14 protein-coding genes are annotated in these 18048 nt (G+C 45.4%); 3 read left to right on the forward strand and 11 right to left on the reverse strand.

All coding sequences use genetic code 11. The annotated features are described in order from the left end of the window. Positions 1-31 precede the first annotated feature (31 nt). Positions 32-1447: an MBL fold metallo-hydrolase gene (locus tag AC1RNB_RS04145; RefSeq protein ID WP_493080954.1), complete on the forward strand. Its 1416-nt coding sequence runs from the start codon at positions 32-34 to the stop codon at positions 1445-1447. On the opposite strand, the gene AC1RNB_RS04150 is transcribed toward AC1RNB_RS04145, so the two are convergent. From AC1RNB_RS04150 to AC1RNB_RS04180, 7 genes are all read right to left on the reverse strand, one after another. Further along, positions 1444-2337: a lysophospholipid acyltransferase family protein gene (locus AC1RNB_RS04150; RefSeq protein ID WP_493080955.1), complete on the reverse strand. Its 894-nt coding sequence runs from the start codon at positions 2335-2337 to the stop codon at positions 1444-1446. The two genes, AC1RNB_RS04145 and AC1RNB_RS04150, sit on opposite strands and share 4 nt — an antisense overlap. A gap of 61 nt (positions 2338-2398) precedes the next feature. Then, positions 2399-3994, reverse strand: a complete 1596-nt coding sequence (nadB, locus tag AC1RNB_RS04155) for an L-aspartate oxidase (RefSeq protein WP_493080957.1) — start codon at positions 3992-3994, stop codon at positions 2399-2401. A 40-nt stretch (positions 3995-4034) separates the two neighbouring features. Beyond that, positions 4035-6044 carry a (E)-4-hydroxy-3-methylbut-2-enyl-diphosphate synthase gene (gene ispG / locus AC1RNB_RS04160; protein WP_493080959.1) on the reverse strand — a complete coding sequence of 670 codons (2010 nt, stop codon included), beginning with the start codon at positions 6042-6044 and terminating at the stop codon, positions 4035-4037. 160 nt (positions 6045-6204) lie between these two features. Continuing rightward, on the reverse strand, positions 6205-7044 hold the full coding sequence (gene blaOXA / locus AC1RNB_RS04165) for a class D beta-lactamase (RefSeq protein ID WP_493080960.1): 840 nt from the start codon (positions 7042-7044) through the stop codon (positions 6205-6207). A 55-nt stretch (positions 7045-7099) separates the two neighbouring features. Beyond that, a complete protein-coding gene (kbl, locus tag AC1RNB_RS04170; protein ID WP_493080962.1) occupies positions 7100-8287 on the reverse strand; it encodes a glycine C-acetyltransferase in 1188 nt (395 codons plus the stop codon). Between the two features lie 164 nt (positions 8288-8451). Beyond that, positions 8452-9135 carry a response regulator transcription factor gene (locus tag AC1RNB_RS04175; RefSeq protein WP_493080964.1) on the reverse strand — a complete coding sequence of 228 codons (684 nt, stop codon included), beginning with the start codon at positions 9133-9135 and terminating at the stop codon, positions 8452-8454. Further along, complete coding sequence (locus tag AC1RNB_RS04180; RefSeq protein ID WP_493080965.1) at positions 9132-10874, reverse strand: sensor histidine kinase; 1743 nt, start codon at positions 10872-10874, stop codon at positions 9132-9134. Before AC1RNB_RS04180 ends, AC1RNB_RS04175 begins: the two co-directional genes overlap by 4 nt. 118 nt (positions 10875-10992) lie before the next feature. Here AC1RNB_RS04180 and AC1RNB_RS04185 point away from each other — a divergent pair, with 118 nt between their 5' ends. Both AC1RNB_RS04185 and AC1RNB_RS04190 read left to right on the forward strand, forming a co-directional pair. Further along, positions 10993-11793 carry a GLPGLI family protein gene (locus AC1RNB_RS04185; protein ID WP_493080967.1) on the forward strand — a complete coding sequence of 267 codons (801 nt, stop codon included), beginning with the start codon at positions 10993-10995 and terminating at the stop codon, positions 11791-11793. A 209-nt stretch (positions 11794-12002) separates the two neighbouring features. Continuing rightward, the gene (locus AC1RNB_RS04190) at positions 12003-12104 is read left to right on the forward strand and encodes a DUF2442 domain-containing protein (RefSeq protein ID WP_493080969.1); all 102 of its coding nucleotides are present in this window, start codon (positions 12003-12005) and stop codon (positions 12102-12104) included. A 231-nt stretch (positions 12105-12335) separates the two neighbouring features. Here AC1RNB_RS04190 and AC1RNB_RS04195 read toward each other — a convergent pair whose 3' ends face one another. From AC1RNB_RS04195 to AC1RNB_RS04210, 4 genes are all read right to left on the reverse strand, one after another. Then, positions 12336-15164, reverse strand: coding sequence for an outer membrane beta-barrel protein (locus AC1RNB_RS04195; RefSeq protein WP_493080971.1), 2829 nt, complete (start codon positions 15162-15164; stop codon positions 12336-12338). A 314-nt stretch (positions 15165-15478) separates the two neighbouring features. Beyond that, a complete protein-coding gene (gene bamJ / locus AC1RNB_RS04200) occupies positions 15479-16198 on the reverse strand; it encodes a BamJ family beta-barrel-assembly machinery protein (RefSeq protein ID WP_493080973.1) in 720 nt (239 codons plus the stop codon). A gap of 44 nt (positions 16199-16242) precedes the next feature. Next, the gene (gene argH / locus AC1RNB_RS04205; RefSeq protein ID WP_493080975.1) at positions 16243-17577 is read right to left on the reverse strand and encodes an argininosuccinate lyase; all 1335 of its coding nucleotides are present in this window, start codon (positions 17575-17577) and stop codon (positions 16243-16245) included. 75 nt (positions 17578-17652) lie between these two features. Continuing rightward, a complete protein-coding gene (locus AC1RNB_RS04210) occupies positions 17653-18027 on the reverse strand; it encodes a four helix bundle protein (protein WP_493080976.1) in 375 nt (124 codons plus the stop codon). Between the last annotated feature and the right edge of the window lie 21 nt (positions 18028-18048).

An 18048-nucleotide genomic window follows, 5' to 3' on the forward strand; every position in this document is an offset into this window, starting at 1 on the left:
GCTTGCGATAACTTTGCGTAAACCTGATACTATGTTTGTAAAGCAATTATACACCGGCTGCATCAGCGAAGCGGCTTATTATATTGAAAGTGAGGGAGTAGCGGCCATTGTAGATCCTTTGCGCGATATTGAAGAGTACCTTGACCTTGCCAATGAGCGTAAAGCCACCATCAAATATATTTTTGAAACGCATTTTCATGCAGACTTTGTAAGTGGCCACTTAGACCTTGCTGCCGCTACCGGCGCTACCATTGTATACGGTCCGGATACAGAAACCAAACTCCCGGTACATATTGCCAAAGATGGTGAGTCTTTTCAGATCGGAAAAGTTTCTATTGAAGTGTTACACACACCCGGTCATACATTGGAGAGCAGCTGCTTTTTGCTGAAAGATGAGAACGGGAAAGATCATTCCATTTTTACCGGTGATACTTTGTTTGTTGGTGATGTAGGCCGCCCAGACCTGGCGCAGAAAGCCAACGAAATTACCATGGATGATCTGGCTGGTATGATGTACGAAAGTCTGAAACACAAGATCATGCCACTGGCAGATGAGGTAATCGTATATCCTGCACATGGAGCAGGCAGCAGTTGCGGTAAAAACCTCGGTGCAGAAACCTATAGCACCATTGGTGAGCAGAAGCAGACCAACTATGCTTTACAACCGCAGAGCAAAGAAGCATTCATCAAAGTGGTAACCGAAGGACTCACTGCCCCGCCGCAGTATTTTCCTATCAATGCCATGATCAATAAAGAGGGATATGAGAGCCTGGATGCAGTTTTACAAAAAGGTATGCAGCCTTTATCTGTGGCTGCCTTTAAAGCAAAAGCCGCAGACGACCAGGTAATCATTCTTGATACCAGGGTCTCTTCTGTTTTTACAGAAGGATTTGTACCCGGCTCTATCAGTATCGGGCTGGATGGCCGTTTTGCAGAATGGGCAGGCAGCCTCCTGCCTTTTGATAAAACATTACTACTGGTTACAGAAGCCGGCAAAGAAAAAGAAACCATTGTACGATTAGCGCGTGTGGGTTTTGATAAAATGGAAGGATACCTCGATGGCGGTTTCCCGGCCTGGCAGGCTGCCGGTGAAAAAGTGGATATGGTGATCGATGTGGAAGCAGATGAACTGGCGATGGATATTCCTTTTGATCCCAACCTGGTGATCGTAGATGTTCGCAAACCCGCGGAGTATGGCGATGGTCATGTGAAACAGGCACTGAATATGCCCTTGGTAGACCTTATGGATCCCGGAACAATGGCAGACCTCGAAGACACACACAATATCTATGTGCATTGTGCAGGCGGTTACCGCAGCGTGATTGCTGCCTCCTTATTGAAAAGACAGGGCATTCACAACATCCGGAATGTACTGGGGGGCTGGGGTAAGATCAAAGAATTGACAGACAAGATCGAAGTAACCAAAGAGGCAGAAGTACTGAACTAATCATTTCCTTCAATTACATATTTACTGAATTTTTCAGCATCATATTCAAACTTCCATCTTCTATGGCTCCATAAGTAATTATGGGGCCTTTTTTTAACGCTCTCTTCAATAAAGTTTACGAGTGCTTTGGTGATAAAACCTTTGGGAGTCTCTTTTGGTGTAGTGGTAAGCAGGGTCAGATCCACTCTGTAATACCCTCTCTTCACTTTATAAAGATCGGCCATAATTACCGCGGTATTTTGACTGATGGCTCCTTTTTCAGGGCCTTTTACAAACGGCGTCATCCTACCAAAAAATTTTACCCAATAAGCATTGGTAGGATCAACCGGATTCTGATCGGCTACCAGTCCGAGTGCATAGGGTTTTTCGGTATACTGGTGAAACCGGGTTCTGAACTCTGCCGTAGAGATCAGGATAGTGCCATATCTGCCACGGATCTTTGTAATTAACCGGTTGAAGGTTTTATTACTCAATGCAGTGAAAATACCCAACAAGGGATACCGGCTGTTTTTAGCCACACCGAGATTCATAAACTCCCAGTTAAAAAAATGGCCCGAATGGATCTGCACACTTTGTCCGGTAGCATATAAATCGTTTAACACGTCTGCATTAACCACCAGTCGCTTGTCGAATTCTGCTGACGACATAGACACCAGTTTAATCGTTTCAATAAACGTATCAATAAAATTCCGGTAAAACTCTTTCGCAATCCTGACCCGCTCCGCTTCTGTTTTTTCCGGGAAAGCGATGCTGAGGTTTTTCATCACTACAGGTTTGCGGTAGCCGATGACATAGTATACCAGCAGGTATAAGCCATCGCTGATGAGATACATTAACCACCAGGGTATCAATGACAACAGAAAGAAAAAACCATACAGGAGATAATACATGCGCCAGGCTTTGCGTAACAGAATAAAGATACAGAATTGTCTATACCCCCTCTTACCACTCTTATAATATGATATTCTGCAACAGATCGCTTTTCTGCAAGTGGTCTGTATTATAGTGCAGGCCGCGACTTTCTTTTCGGAACTCAGCACCTTTTACGATCAGGTAGCCCACTGTAATGAGGTTCCTTACTTCGCATAACTGCGGAGACACTTTGGTAGAGCGGTACAAAGCTTCTGTTTCTGTAAACAGCAGGTCTAATCGTTTCATCGCTCTTTCCAGTCGCATATCGGTTCTTACAATACCCACATAATCGCTCATCACCTGCTGCAGTTCTTTCTGGCTTTGGGTAATGAGGATCATTTCGCTGGGCTCGGTTGTGCCGGCTGCGTTCCAGTCGGGGATTTTTTCTTCGAGAGCAATCGTGTCCACTTCTTTTTTGCTATCGAGAAAACAGCGGTGCCCAAATACCATCGCTTCCAGTAAACTGTTACTGGCCAAACGGTTGGCGCCATGTAAACCGGTACTGGCACATTCGCCGCAGGCATATAAATGTTTGATGGAAGTTCTGCCCCATTCATCCGTTTTAATACCGCCACAACTATAATGTGCCGCAGGTGCTACCGGTATCATGTGTTTCATCACATCGATCCCGATGCTCAGACATTTTTCATAAATATTAGGGAAATGATGGATGAATTTTTCTTTGTCCATGTGCCGGCAATCGAGGTACACATGTTCCGTACCGGTGCGTTTCATTTCATTGTCTATGGCGCGGGCCACAATATCGCGTGGGGCCAGATCTCTGCGCGCATCATAACGTTCCATAAAAGCTTCGCCGTTTTTGTTACGCAGGATACCGCCATCGCCCCTTACGGCTTCGGTTACCAGAAAAGAAGGGGATACTCCGGGTTCGAACAATGCCGTTGGGTGAAACTGGATAAACTCCATATTTTCAATCTTACCCTTGGCCCGGTATACCATAGCTATACCATCGCCCGTAGCAATACGCGGGTTAGTGGTAGTGCGGTAAGCCTGTCCGCAGCCGCCAGTGGCCAAAACTGTAATGCGTGCCAGGATCTTTTCGATCTGTTGTGTATGCAGGTTCAGCACATACACACCATAACAGGTAATATCCAGCGTTGATTTGGTAACGAGATACCCGAGATGGTGCTGCGTAATAATATCGAGAACAAAACAATGGTTAATAAGTTCTATGTTGGGCAGGGTCTCCATTTCATCCAGCAGGGCACGCTCCATTTCTTTACCAGTAACATCTTTGTGGTGCAGGATGCGGTTCTCGCTATGTCCGCCTTCTTTGCCCAAACTATATTCGCCCTGTTCATCTTTATCAAATTCGGCCCCGTATTCAATAATCTCCTTGATCCTTTCCGGACCTTCTTTTACCACTATCTCTACTACTTTCTCATTACACAAGCCGTCTCCGGCTATGAGTGTATCTTCAATATGTTTGTGGTAACTGTCTCTTTCTTCATCCCATACACCGGCTACACCACCCTGGGCATATTTGGTATTGGTTTCATCGGCCTGGGTTTTGGTAATGATGGTCACTTTCCTCTCGGGAAATTCCTTCGCTGTTTTTAAAGCGTAGGTCAAGCCTGCTATTCCTGAACCGATAACTAAAAAATCTGTTTGCATATGACGATCCCCGGGGGGCGTTTATGTGTAGAAGAATGAATTAAGCGGGCTCCACCCAGGCATCACTTTCTTTCAATAAATTGATCAGCTCATCTACAGCAATCTCACTTTCAATATTTCTTTTCATGATCTCTTTGCCTTTGTACAAAGTGATTTTACCCGGACCACTGCCCACATAACCAAAATCAGCATCGGCCATTTCGCCCGGACCATTTACAATACAACCCATAATGGCTATCTTAACCCCTTTTAGATGATGTGTTACCTTACGGATCTTAGCGGTGGTTTCCTGCAGGTCAAACAAAGTTCTTCCGCAACTCGGGCAACTGATATATTCTGTTTTGGAAATTCTCGTACGGGTTGCCTGCAGAATCGTAAAGGCAGTGGCATTCACAAATTGCTCTACGGAGGTATTGCTTCCATAGTTTCTTCCGCTGGTATCCTGTTTGCCTTGCGAGAGTTGCCGGTAACTTTCCTTCGTCATACCGAGACAGATACCATCACCAAAACCATCCAGAAAAAGAGCACCGCACTCTGTGGAATAATGAATCAGGTGTTCATCCGTTGTTTGCCAGCTGCTATCGGTGATCAGGATCACCGGATTCTGGATCTTCCGGTTCATCAGCTCCATAAACATACGGCGAACCGCGGGCATAGCGTGGGGGTTGGTGCTGCTTACGCAAAGCACTACCGTTTTATCATTCGCCAGTTCATCCAAATAAGTATAATCGTTGATGGGCGTCTCATCGCTGAAACAATCCACCATTACAAAATTCAACTGACTGCTTTTCTGCTCAGAAGCTACAAAACCAGATGCATCAAAAATCGGGAGATATTTTTCTTTATCCGTTACGTTTACCCAGGTAGCAGGATAGGTGATGACACGTAATGTACCCGGCAGCGCAAAATCCAGTACCTGGTGACCGGTGAAAATATAATCAGTAGCTGCATCACTGATATTCCATTTATCAGACACTGCATCATAGGTATACCCAACACTTTGCAGGTGTTGTGGTGTAATGCTTTCAATCTTACTCAGGTCAGCAATCACCACTGGCACCTGTTTGGCACCAATATTGGCCACCGCAAAACTTTCTCTGCGCTGGTAGGTAAAAGGACTGTAAGGGATCTTTTCAATAGCAGGAATGTTTTTGGCTGATGAGGCCCTGTTCGTATAACGCTTTACCAGGTCACGGCAAACGGGAATTTCAAATTCGGGGTCTTCTGTCAAACTCACTCTGACCGTATCGCCAATTCCATCTTCGAGTAAGGTACCAATACCGGCTGCGCTTTTCACGCGGCCATCTTCGCCATCGCCTGCTTCGGTAACACCGAGGTGCAGGGGATAACATTCGCCAAACTCGGCATCCATCTGCTGTATCAGCAAACGGTAAGCCTGCACCATTACCTGTGGGTTGCTGGCTTTCATGCTCAATACAATATTGTGATAGGTTTCGCTGCGTGCAATGCGCAAAAACTCCATCGCACTTTCTACCATGCCCATGGGTGTATCGCCGTAGCGACTCATGATCCTGTCGCTGAGCGAACCATGGTTGGTACCAATGCGCATAGCGGTACCGTATTCTTTACAGATCTTCACCAGTGGGGTAAAGCGATCGCGGATACGGTCTATCTCTTCGAGGTATTCCGCATCGGTATAATCGATCTGTTCAAATTTTTTCTTGTCTACATAGTTACCCGGGTTCACTCTCACTTTCTCCACAATGCGGGCAGCTATTTCAGCGGCATTGGGTGTGAAATGTATATCGGCCACCAGTGGAGTGCTATAACCTCTCCTGCGTAGCTCGTTTTTGATATTAAGCAGGTTCTCTGCTTCATTTTTGCTGGGGGCGGTAATGCGAACCAGTTCAGCACCTGCTTCAATACAACGGATACTCTGTTCAACAGTAGCGAGGGTGTTCAGCGTATCGGTGGTGGTCATGGTCTGTAACCGGATGGGATGACCGTTACCCAATAACAGGTCGCCGATTTTTACCTCCCTGGTAAGCAGGCGCTGGTACGCTGTGAGTGAATTACAATACAATTGCATATAGAGTCAATGTTCTGCAAAACTAACAGTTATGGGGCAGAAAGGTTGTATTAAAAGCCGGAGAATGGGCCGTTTTAACCTATCGGAATCTTATTTCCAGAGCAACAGGATGGGTGGCTTTCTGATTTGTGTCAGTGTCCTATAGTAGGTATCCACATGTTTATCGTTTCCCTTCCAGAAAACCGTATTGCTTCAGGGCGGCTTTCAGAATAGCGAGGCGGGCAGTTTTCATATCTGTATCCTGTGCGCCTTCTACATTCAGCACAAAAAAGTAAGGGTGCCTGTTCTCTTCTATCCAGCCAACGATCCAACCCAGGGCATTCCCGTTTTCGCGGAAGCCCCAGCCTGATTTGTAGCTGAGCTTGTAGTTGGCATTATCTTCCTGGATCATCATCTTTTTCACAATTTCATGGCTGCGTTTCTGAAAAGGCAATTGGTTGAAATAGAGTTTTTTTACCAGCCCCATTTCTTCATCAGGCGTGATCTTCAGTGAATTATCGAGCCAGAAAGTATCCACTTTTGTTTTAATGGTTTTAGAACCGTATTTCAGACTGTCGAGCCAATGCTGCATAGTGTCTTTACCTATGCGGCGGGCTAGTTCCTGGTAATAGGGAACAGCAGACACTTTAAACGCTTCTTCCATGCTAAGATCTTTGTTCCAGGCTGTAGCTGTATCTCCCCCCGGAAAACTGCGTACCACCCCATCCCATTTGAACACTGTTTTTTCATTAGCCACCTTCCCGGTCTCTATACCTATCAGTGAATTCACAATTTTGAAAGTAGAAGCAGGCAGATAAGCCGAATCTTTAAAACGGGATAAATTATAAATGGTAAACTGCCCGGTACCATTATCATACAGACCAAATGTGCCGGTTACTTTCTGTTCTTCAAACAGTTTGGCAATACTGTTGTCTACTTTTACATTATTCGGAGAGCAGGAGAGAAGTAAAAAATAAAAAGTAAAAAGTAAAAAGCCAAGCATCCGTTTCGGTTTCATCATCTGCGTTATCATTTCTTATATTTTTAATTTTGACTTTTGATTTTTTACTTATCACTTATTTCAACACACCTAATTCTTTCCCCACTTTCGTAAACGCCGCTATCGCTTTATCCAGATGCTCCTGTTTATGGGCGGCACTTAACTGTACGCGGATGCGGGCCAGGCCTTTGGCCACCACGGGGAAGAAGAAACCGATCACATACACACCTTCATCCAACAGTTTGGCGGCAAAATTCTGTGCTACCACCGCATCATACAACATGATGGGAACAATGGGGTGATCGCCGGGTTTAATGTCGAAGCCGGCTTCTGTCATTTTGGTACGGAAATATTTTGTGTTGTATTCGAGGCGGTCGCGCAGTTCAGTAGTTTCGGTGAGCATATCAAGTACGGCAATAGATGCCCCTACAATACTGGGAGCAACGGTATTGGAGAACAGGTACGGACGGCTTCGCTGGCGCAGCATTTCAATAATTTCTTTACGGCCAGAAGTAAAACCGCCGCTGGCGCCACCCAATGCTTTACCGAGTGTACCGGTGATGATATCGATCCGTCCCATCACGTTCCGGTATTCGTGTGTGCCCCTGCCGGTTTTACCGAGAAAGCCGGATGAATGACATTCGTCGATCATCACAATGGCATCGTATTTATCTGCGAGGTCACAAATTTTATCTAATTGAGCAATGGTTCCATCCATGCTGAAAGAACCATCGGTAACAATGATACGGCTGCGGCAGGAAGCCGATTCTTTCAGTTTGGCTTCCAGGTCTTCCATATTGTTATGTTCATACCGAAAACGCTGGGCTTTACACAAACGGATACCATCAATGATGGAAGCGTGGTTCAGTGCATCGCTGATAATGGCATCCTGCTCTCCGAACAATGGTTCAAACACCCCACCGTTGGCATCAAAAGCGGCAGCGTATAAAATAGTGTCTTCAGTGCCGAGAAAATCGGCCAGTTTCTTTTCCAGCTCTTTGTGAATATCCTGTGTGCCGCAGATAAAGCGAACACTACTCATTCCATACCCATGGGTATCAATGGCTTTATGGGCTGCTTCAATCACTTTGGGGTGAGATGAGAGGCCGAGGTAATTATTGGCGCAGAAATTCAAGACTTTTTTACCGTTCACGGTGATCTCGGGTCCCTGTTCACTGGTAATGATGCGTTCTTTCTTCATCAGTCCTGCCGCTTCGATCTCTTTCAGTTCTTCCCGGATCCGGGTTACAAATTGTTCATTCATATGGATGGCTTTTCGAAGGGCAAAGGTAGCAGGAAGCGGGTGAATATGGAACAGCTGGGTCAGGAATATTAGCCATCCGTCAGGACCAAAACCAGCTTCTTCCTGCGCCTTTGCGGCTTTGCGGGCAAATTTTCTCGCTAAGGCGCAAAGGCGCAGTTTATGGACTATAGCACAAAACGGTATCCAACCCCCTTGATGGTGATGATCTCGAGTGAGGGATCTTCTTTGAGGTAACCGCGGATCTTGGTGATGTACACATCCAGGTTGCGGCTGTTGAAAAAAGAGTCGTTACCCCAGATATGGTTCAGCAGATCGCGACGGTCGATTACCTGGTCGCGTTTCTGGTAAAGATATTTGAGGAGTTCACTTTCGCGGTAAGAGAGCTTGCGCTCTTCCTTCCCGAAAATCAGTGCCTGTTTATTCAGGTGAAACTGGTATTTACCAATACTGATCGCATCGCCATTGATGGTTACCGCATCTTCTTTCCTGATCCGCAGGGCATTTTCAATCCGCGCAATCAATTCTTCAATACTAAAGGGTTTGCGGATATAATCATTGGCGCCGATCTTAAAACCCTGCACCACATCTTCGGTCTGTGTTTTGGCAGTCAGAAAAATGATAGGCACATCATCATTCAGTTGGCGGATATCTTCTGCCAGTTCAAAACCACTGCGGTTGGGCAGCATCACATCCAGGATACAGATATCGGGCTGCGCTGCTTCGAATGCTTTCATCACATCGGCACCATCACTTTCCATTACCACTTCAAAACCCCTGAGTTCGAGGGTCTCTTTTACGATCTTGCCCAGAAAGAGTTCATCTTCTACATACAATACTTTTACGCTCATGTAACAGGAAGTTTAACGGTGAAGGTACTGCCTTTGCCGGGTTCGCTGTCTACAGTAATGCTGCCACCATGTTGTTTAATCACATGCGCCACATAACTGAGACCAAGCCCATACCCTTTGATATTATGATGATCGCCACTGGGTACGCGGAAAAATTTATCGAATATTTTAGCCTTGTAATCGGGCGCAATACCAATGCCCTTATCTGACACCGACAACAGAATGCTATCTACCTGATGCACCAGACGGATCCTGATATCCGGGTTATCCTTGCTGTATTTGAGTGCATTATCCAGCAGGTTAAAGATCACACTGGTAATATGAAGCCTGTCGGCCAGAATGGTAAAATAACTGCCCTCTACCTGCAGATCAATCCTGGCGTGGTGAGTGCTGAACTGCAGTTTCATGGTGTTCAACACTTCTTCGGTGAGTTGTTGCAGATCAAACACTTCCTTCTTCAGTTCCAGTTCCCTGTTTTCGAAGAGGGAGAGTTTGAGCACTTTATCTACCAGCAAACTCAGCCTTTGCAATTCTGCCGCAGAAATATCGAGGTATTCTTTGGTACGTTCCGGATTCTGTATGCCGCCAAAATTCCGCAAAGCCTCTACCGCAACGGTTACCGTGGCCAGCGGCGTTTTTAACTCGTGGGTGATATTACTGATGAAATCATTCTTCATCTCTGTCAGCTTCCGTTGTATCACCAGGTTTCGGTACAGGAAAATGAAAGTGACCGTAGTAAAAGCCACGAGGAACAAAGAGAACAGGATCTGCAGCGAAATTTTCTTCAACAGAAAAGTAGCTGGGTTTTCGAATCCCGCCTGGTACCAGTAGGGTTGGATAAAACCCACAATGGCCGGGCTGGTAGCCAGTTTGGCAGTGGTCATGGTATCTTTCCGGTGCAGTGAATCCTCTTTTCCTTTGATGATCTGAAAAGAAATCGGAATGCCCGCTTTGGCCAGTTCTTTTTTATAGATCGAATCCAGTTTGCGGATAGGCAAAGTATCGTCGAGCGCTTTACCAGAAGTAATCATGCGAACAAATGATTTCTCTGAAGGTAAATTGTCGCTTTTGATCGTAAGAGTAGTAGCGGCCCTGGCTGATAGCGGATTGGCTCTGATGATCATACCCGGTACACGCGTAGGTGCCGCCGGTGGTTGAGGGGCTTCTGTTTTTTCATGTGGGGTTCGGTAACCACTATCCGTCAGTTTGCTGTTAAAACTAACCACCACTTTCACGCCCGATTGGGACATACGCCTGATCAATCCCGTATCCATCGTAGGTGGCAATTGTACCCGTCCCATCTGCTGTTTGGCCAGCATCTGCGCAATTTCGGGTGGCAAATCGTTTTTATGTAATTCTATCCGCCTGATATTACCCGGACTCATGCTGTCTGGATTCTTATCAAAAAAGAAAGTCTGGGTAATTTTAGCGGCAGAATCTTTTTTGATACCGTTGCCTGTTTTTTTGAGATCAGCATTCTGCTTGCGCAAAGCATTCACCGCATTGTACACAAACAGATTTTCGCCGCTGGTTTGTTTGTAGATGAGGGTATCTGCTTTAAAACGGTCTACCTGCATTTTATACACCACATCCCTGAAAATTCCATTGGTTTCTTTTTTAAGAGCCTGCCACTCTTCTTTGTACAGTCGGCTAAGCCAATAAGACTGGAAGGCCACGATCAGCAGGATCGCAGCTACCAGTAAGATCCGGGAAATACTGAATTTACTTATCGGCACCATTGCATTACAAATATAATCCGGCTTTGCAGGGAGCGGTGCTTTTATTAACCTTAATTAACTTTTGAGCAAGAATGCTTAACGAACCACCGGGTTAGATTTGAGGTCTAAAACAACCTTCATGAAAAAAATAGCATTCGTAGTTACAGGCTTACTCAGCCTCTCTGCCCTGCAGGCGCAGGTAAAACAGGGAACCATTTTTTACGAGCAGAAAGTGAATATGCACAAAACCATCCAGGACGAGCAGATGAAAGCCATGATTCCGGAATTCAGAACAGCGAAGTTCATGTTGTTCTTCAGCGACAGTATCTCCATGTACAAAACCGTTCCCGAAGATGAGGCACCCGATCCGTTTGCAGGGGGTAGTGGACCACGTATCATTATGCGCGCCGGTGGACCGGGTGGCGGTGGCGACCTGTATAAGAACTTCAGTGAAGCAAAGTCTGTACAGGCTTCTGAAGTGGCCGGTAAATATTTCCTGATCACCGATTCTATCCGCCAGCAGCCCTGGAAGCTCGGTACCGAAACCAAAACCATTCTGGGTTATACCTGCCACAAAGCTACCCGTAAAGTAACACAAACAGCAGGGGTTATGCGCCGGATCGTAATGGGCGGCGGTGCGCCCGATACTACTAACCAACCCCGCCAGCAGGCAAGAGAAGTAGAAGTGGTGGCCTGGTATGCAGATGATATTATCAGCCCCGTAGGCCCCGAAAATTATGGCCAGTTACCCGGTGTAATTTTACAACTGGATGTAGATAACGGCACCACCGTTTTTACTGCCACCGAAGTGAAAAAAACCGTTGACCCCAAAGAACTGAAAGAACCCAAAAAAGGAAAAGTAATGACCCGCCCCGAGTTCAGTAAAATGATGGCGGAAATGATGAGCAGTGGTGGCGGGGGATTCAGGATTGGAGGATAAGCAGATCAGTTATTAGCGTTTAAAAAGCCTGTCCGGTGGGATGGGCTTTTTTTATTACATACACTCTTGGGTTAAATAGTACAAATTATTACCCCTCTGCGGGAACTCTGCAAACTCTGCGGCTCTGCGGTGAATTGAGCTTACATTCACCGCAGAGCCGCAGAGATCAGGGAGTTTTCGCAGAGAAATAATAGACTGTAGTAAATGAAATGCAAAGAAGTTTATTTACAATTTCGCCTTCGGGGTATGGTATTCATTGGCCCTTAATTGATGAAGATCTTGCTGTTGATGCGCTCTTGAAAAATGCCTGAGTTTGTATTAGATCAAAATGCCACTCCCACTTATTGCTTCTTTCCTTTCTGAATCATTATTGTTATATCATGCCCACGAGAATTCCCAATACGTAGGGGTTCGCTAAGAGAAGGACAAGAGTGAAAGAGGGGAAAAGAGCATTGTATCTTAAGAAAGATATCTTAACTCAGTACAAAAAAATCCCACTCCTTCCGGAATGGGATCTATGCACATGAGAACGAGAGAAAGGGTTATTGTCCGCCGCCGCCGCCAAAACTCCGCACCACCATTCTGGGGCCCTGTGCGTTGTTACCGGCTTTGTTGAGGCTGAACGTGAAACTTAACAGGAAGTAACGTTGTAATACATTGTAGCGGGTATCTTCTATATAATTCTGGTTGGCATTTCGGCTTACACCCTGGTTCTGGTTCAGGATATCAAAAGCAGTGAGTTTGATCTCTGCACGTTTGTTCTTGAGAAAACTTTTGGCAATAGAAGCATTCCAGAAAGCCACTTTCGTATTAAAGCCATCGGCCCGGCCGGAGTTGATAGTATAATTCATATTATTGTTTAACACTACACCCCAGGGCAGGTAATTGGTCATGTCCAGTCCGTACACCTGTTGCAGGTAATTGCTGTTCAGCTGCGGCTGCAGCGAGTATTTGGCTTTGCTGAAGTTCAGGCGGCTGGTTGCCTGTATATCTACTTTGCCCTCCAGCGTAAAATTATAGTTCAGGTTAGGACCGATGCCGATATTATCGATCCCATTCTCGGCCCCGTTTACAAAACTAACGTTATGGATCAGATTGGTACCCACCCCCATATCAATGCGTGATTTTATTTTCTTCAGCGGAAAACCCATGTTTACCTGTGCAAATGCAGTATAGTTACCATTCGCATTCACCGGCATAGTTACCCGCGAACCATTGTTCTGGATCTGATCTGAGTTAACGATGGCATTGGCTATTTTAGAAACATTGATAAAGGCAAACAGGTTTCTTTGTGTATAGATATTGGTAGAAAAATAATTCAGGTTTACCGATTGCGTATAACTGCGTTTCAGGTTGGGATTACCGGTATAGGTATTCAACGGATCGCTTACATCGGTTACCGGCTGCAACTGGGTTGTACTGGGTTGCGAGGTAGACGTAGAATAGTTCAGCGTAAGCGTACGGGAACTATGAATACGGTACTGCAGATTCAGGTTAGGTAACAGATCTGTAAACTGCTGCCTGATCACATTTCCATTGGTTTTATTGGTGCTGATCAGTGATGCGCCCTGCAAAGAAGTACCAATCGTATAACTTGTTTTTTTCTGGTTAGCGCGGAAACTCAGGCTACCACCTGCATAACTGTACTCACTTTTAAAATCATTACTCTGCGATACATTTAACTGGTCGTATTTACCACTGCCGGCACTATAATCATACGTAGTTCGTTTGCTGTCGCCAATGCTGGTGTTGTAAAAAGCACTGATCTCGAGCAAGGATCTTTTACCGATGGGTTCTGTATACACCAGGTTACCACCTACACTTCGTACAACTGATTCCCGCCTGTTTTTCTGGTTGGTGATGGAGTCTTTCAAACCAATGCCATTGGCATAAAAAGTGTTGCGGGTATAAAGATCACCGCTTTGTTTGCTGTCGTTATACGCCAGACTCACCGTACTCGATAAAGTTCTTCCCTTTTTCTGGAAACGTTTTCGGAACAAAGCATTACCACCAAAGTTGAAAGCATCCGAATGGGTTTTACTATCGGTACTACCATCGTTCAGTTTCACATTTTTATTGTCGGTAGAGATATAGTTACTTACACTGCGGGTATCAGTTTGCTGCGTGGTAAACTGGGGCGTGAATTTAATGGAATGAAAACTATCGATCTTACTGTCGATGGTCATATTTACCCTTTGCTGTTTGCTGTTGCGGATGCCGGTACTATTAGATTCGTAGTTGAAATTATTTCCGGGTAACAGGTTCTGCCGCACGGTGCTGCGGTCGGTACGCAGATCAATATTACTGCCCATACCACTCACGTTAAAATCCGTTTTTTTATTCCAGAGATCATTATAGTTTACACCACCGGCAAAAGTGGTGGCTACACCCTGCTGGTTTTGTCCCATACCGGTTACAGGCAGTCCGGCACCATCATCGCCCCCACCGGTTCTGATGGTAATACCGCCGCCACTGCGCATACCGCGGGATAACTCTCCCGTAAAATTCAATACATCGGTAATAGAGAAACCCTGGCGGTTGGTATTATTACCCATCCCAATCAACGATAACTGCTGGTCGCCATTGAATTTATTGATATTGGTCTGCCCATCGTACCGTTCGTTGGAGCCAGCACCGGCGCTTACTTTTCCGAACAGAGATTTATTTCGGTCTTTTTTCAGTTTTAAGTTGATGGCTTTTTCACTTTGTCCATCATCTACCCCGGTAAACTCGGCCCGATCGCTTTTTTTATCAAAAACCTGCACTTTATCGATTGCATCAGCATCCAGATTACGGGTAGCCATTTTAGGATCGCCGGTAAAAAATTCTTTTCCATTCACCAATACCCGGTTTACCCGCTGGCCATTTACACGGATGGTGCCGTCGTTATCTACGGTAACACCCGGTAATTTTTTCAGGAGTTCTTCTGCAACGGCGTTGGGTTGTGTTTTAAAATTCTCTGTATTAAATTCTACTGTATCGTTATTAATGGTTACCGGTGCACGGCGGGCGGTAACGGTTACATTACCTGCACTCTGTACATCCATCATTTCTACATTGCCGAGGTTCATTTCCTGGCCTTCTTTGCTGATATCGAGATTTTTCCAGACGGGTACATAACCCACATAAGAGGCAGACAGCAGGTATTTACCCTTACCAATACCCGACAAACGGAATTTTCCGGTAGAATCAGCGCGGGTAAAAGTAACCAGGGTAGAATCTTTGGCATTTACCACCGATACAGTAGCATAAGCCAATCCTTTTTTAGATGCCGTATCAAAAACGGTTCCTTTAACAATGGTGGGTGTTTGTTGCGCCTGAGATAGAAAGGGAAGAAAGAAAACAGAAAGCAGGGTAATGATACGGAACATGGTCATGGTAATTTTAGTAGCACAAAACTAACCGGCTATATGCAGAGAAGCGGTTAATGAACTTTGGGGAAAGGTTAATGAAGGTTAAAGGAATGGTTGTTAGAAGATTATTACCTCTGTGTAACTCCCTGGCTCTGAGTCTCTGTGTTGAAAAACACAACTTATCCTCTATCATCTATTAGCAGCTGTCATTTTCAACTCAGAGGCCACTGAGGTACAGAGTTTCACAGAGAGATTTTAAAACAAAAAGGGAAATACCGGAGTGAACCCTTTACGGCTCCGGTATTTCCCTTATGCAGGAATGAAATGATTGTTTAATTCTCTACGCCCAGCAGTTCTACTTCAAACACCAGGGTAGCACCCGGACCGATGTTGGGCGGACCATTATCGCCATAGGCGAGGTCTGCAGGAATGTACAATTTCCATTTACTGCCAACGGTCATCAGTTGCAGCCCTTCCTGCCAGCCGCGGATCACATTGGCGAGGGCAAAAGTGATGGGTTCGCCCCTGTCTACCGAACTGTCGAATTTGGTTCCGTTCAGCAGGGTACCTGTATAATGACATTTTACTTTGCTGGCCAGTGTGGGGCGGGTATTATCTGTACCGGCTTTCAGCACTTCATATTGTAAACCGCTGGGTAAGGTAACTACACCCGCACGTTTGCCGTTTTTTTCCAGAAAAGCCTTGCCTTCTTTAATGGCACCTGCTGCTTTAATGCTCACCGCATTCTCCTGGAAGCGGGTAAAACATTGCTGGATGGCCGCATCATCTAATAAAACCGTTTTATTGGCACGCTGATCAGCCAGCGCTTTTTGAAAAAGGGTCATATTAATATTATCAAAACCCTGTTGTTTCAGACTTTGCCCGATGCGGATACCCAATGCATAACTGGTACTGTCCACATTATTTTTAAAAGGATTGGCAGCCACGGCTGGTTTAACAGCGGGTTTGGCGGTAGTGACCGGCTTTTTTGCCTGAGAAAAGCCGGCGGTAGCCAGCAGGAACAAAGCGAAAACAAAAAACGATTGTTTCATGTGGTTGATTTTGTGAAGGTCAAAGAAACGATATTTTTTACTTGCTACCCCACCAGTTTTTCGATAGCCGTATTCACTTTCTCAAATCCGAATTGCGATAGGGTCTGTTGCATCATGGCATTTACCTGCTCTGTGCAAAGATTACCGATACTGCCTTCATGTACATGGTTTACCTGGGTGGTATAGGTAAAACGGCCTTCTTCGATGGCCATGCCGATCTCTTTATACGCATCACGGAAAGGCACACCCTGTAATACGCGTTTGTTCACTTCTTCTACGCTGAACACATATTTGTACTTATCGTCTGCCAGGATATTTTCTTTAATGGATATATTCGCCAGCATCAGGCTTACCATGGTTAAACAGTCTTTGAGGGTCTGGAAAGCCGGGAACAGGTGTTCTTTCAGTAACTGCAGATCGCGGTGGTAACCGGAGGGCAGGTTACTGGTCATAAGCAGGATCTCGTTTGGTAAGGCTTTTAAACGGTTGCAGTAAGAACGAACCAGCTCAAACACATCCGGATTTTTTTTATGCGGCATGATACTGGAGCCGGTGGTTAAAGAAGCCGGGAAACTGATAAAATCAAAATTCTGGTTCAGGTATAAACAGGCATCCATGCTTAACCTCGACAAAGTATCGGCCAGATTAGCCAATGCCATGGCAGTGATACGTTCTGCTTTACCTCTGCCCATCTGTGCATATACTACATTATAATTCAGGTCAGCAAAACCCAGTAATTCAGTGGTCAGGGTCCGGTTGATGGGGAAAGAAGAACCATAGCCAGCTGCAGAACCCAGCGGGTTTTTGTTAACCACCTGGTAAGCGCTCTGTAAAGTGATCAGATCATCTACCAGGCTTTCTGCATAGGCACCAAACCACAAACCAAAAGAAGAGGGCATGGCCAGTTGCAAATGTGTGTACCCCGGGAATAGATGACCTTTATATTTTTCGCTTTGTGCCTGTAATAACTGGAAAAAGGGTTGTACTTCTTTCACCAGCGTTTCTATTTCGCTGCGCAGAAACAATTTTACATCCACCAGCACCTGGTCGTTGCGGCTGCGGGCCGAGTGGATCTTTTTACCGGTATCGCCCAGTTGTTGGGTAAGCAGGAGCTCTACCTGCGAGTGAACGTCTTCAATACCATCAGCAATGGTGAATTGTGAATGGTGAATTTGCTGGTAGATTTTTTTTAATGCAGCAATGATAGCAGTGGCTTCTTCCTGCGTAAGCAAACCCACACTGGCCAGCATATGGGCATGTGCGATGGACCCCTGTACATCAAAGGGAGCCAGGAGCAGGTCAAACTCCTTGTCTTTGCCTACGGTAAATTTCTCTACCAGTTTGGATGTGTCGGTATTGTCTTTGCTCCACAGTTTCATGAGAGATCGGTTGCCGGTTACCGGTTGCAGGTTACTAGTTGCAGGTTACTAGTTACTCGTTATTGGTAGCCTGTTTTAAAAATGGTTCCAGTTGGTTTTTACCCACTGAACAAACTTATTTATTTTCTTACTCAATACTTCATATCCTGCATGTAATGATTGATATAATTCTTCTTTGTCAAGTGACCCTGTTTCTTTCAGAAACCCGAGATGTACAATCGTCTCATCACACTCTGCCTGTGCAAATACCAGGTATTTTATAAAATCTGCTTTGTATCTTCTCCTACCGTAACCTTCCACAATCATAGATGTGACAGATTTAGAAGATCGCCTGATCTGGCTAGCTTCTTCAAACATTTCGAATTTGGGAAGAAGAAGCGTCATTTTGTGAACCTGTATGGCCAGTTCTTTTGACTCCTTGTAAATATCAAGATCCTGGTAATTTTTCATGATCTGCCTTTTACCTGCAAC

It is taken from the genome of Sediminibacterium sp. GW821-FHT12F12 (assembly GCF_058806635.1).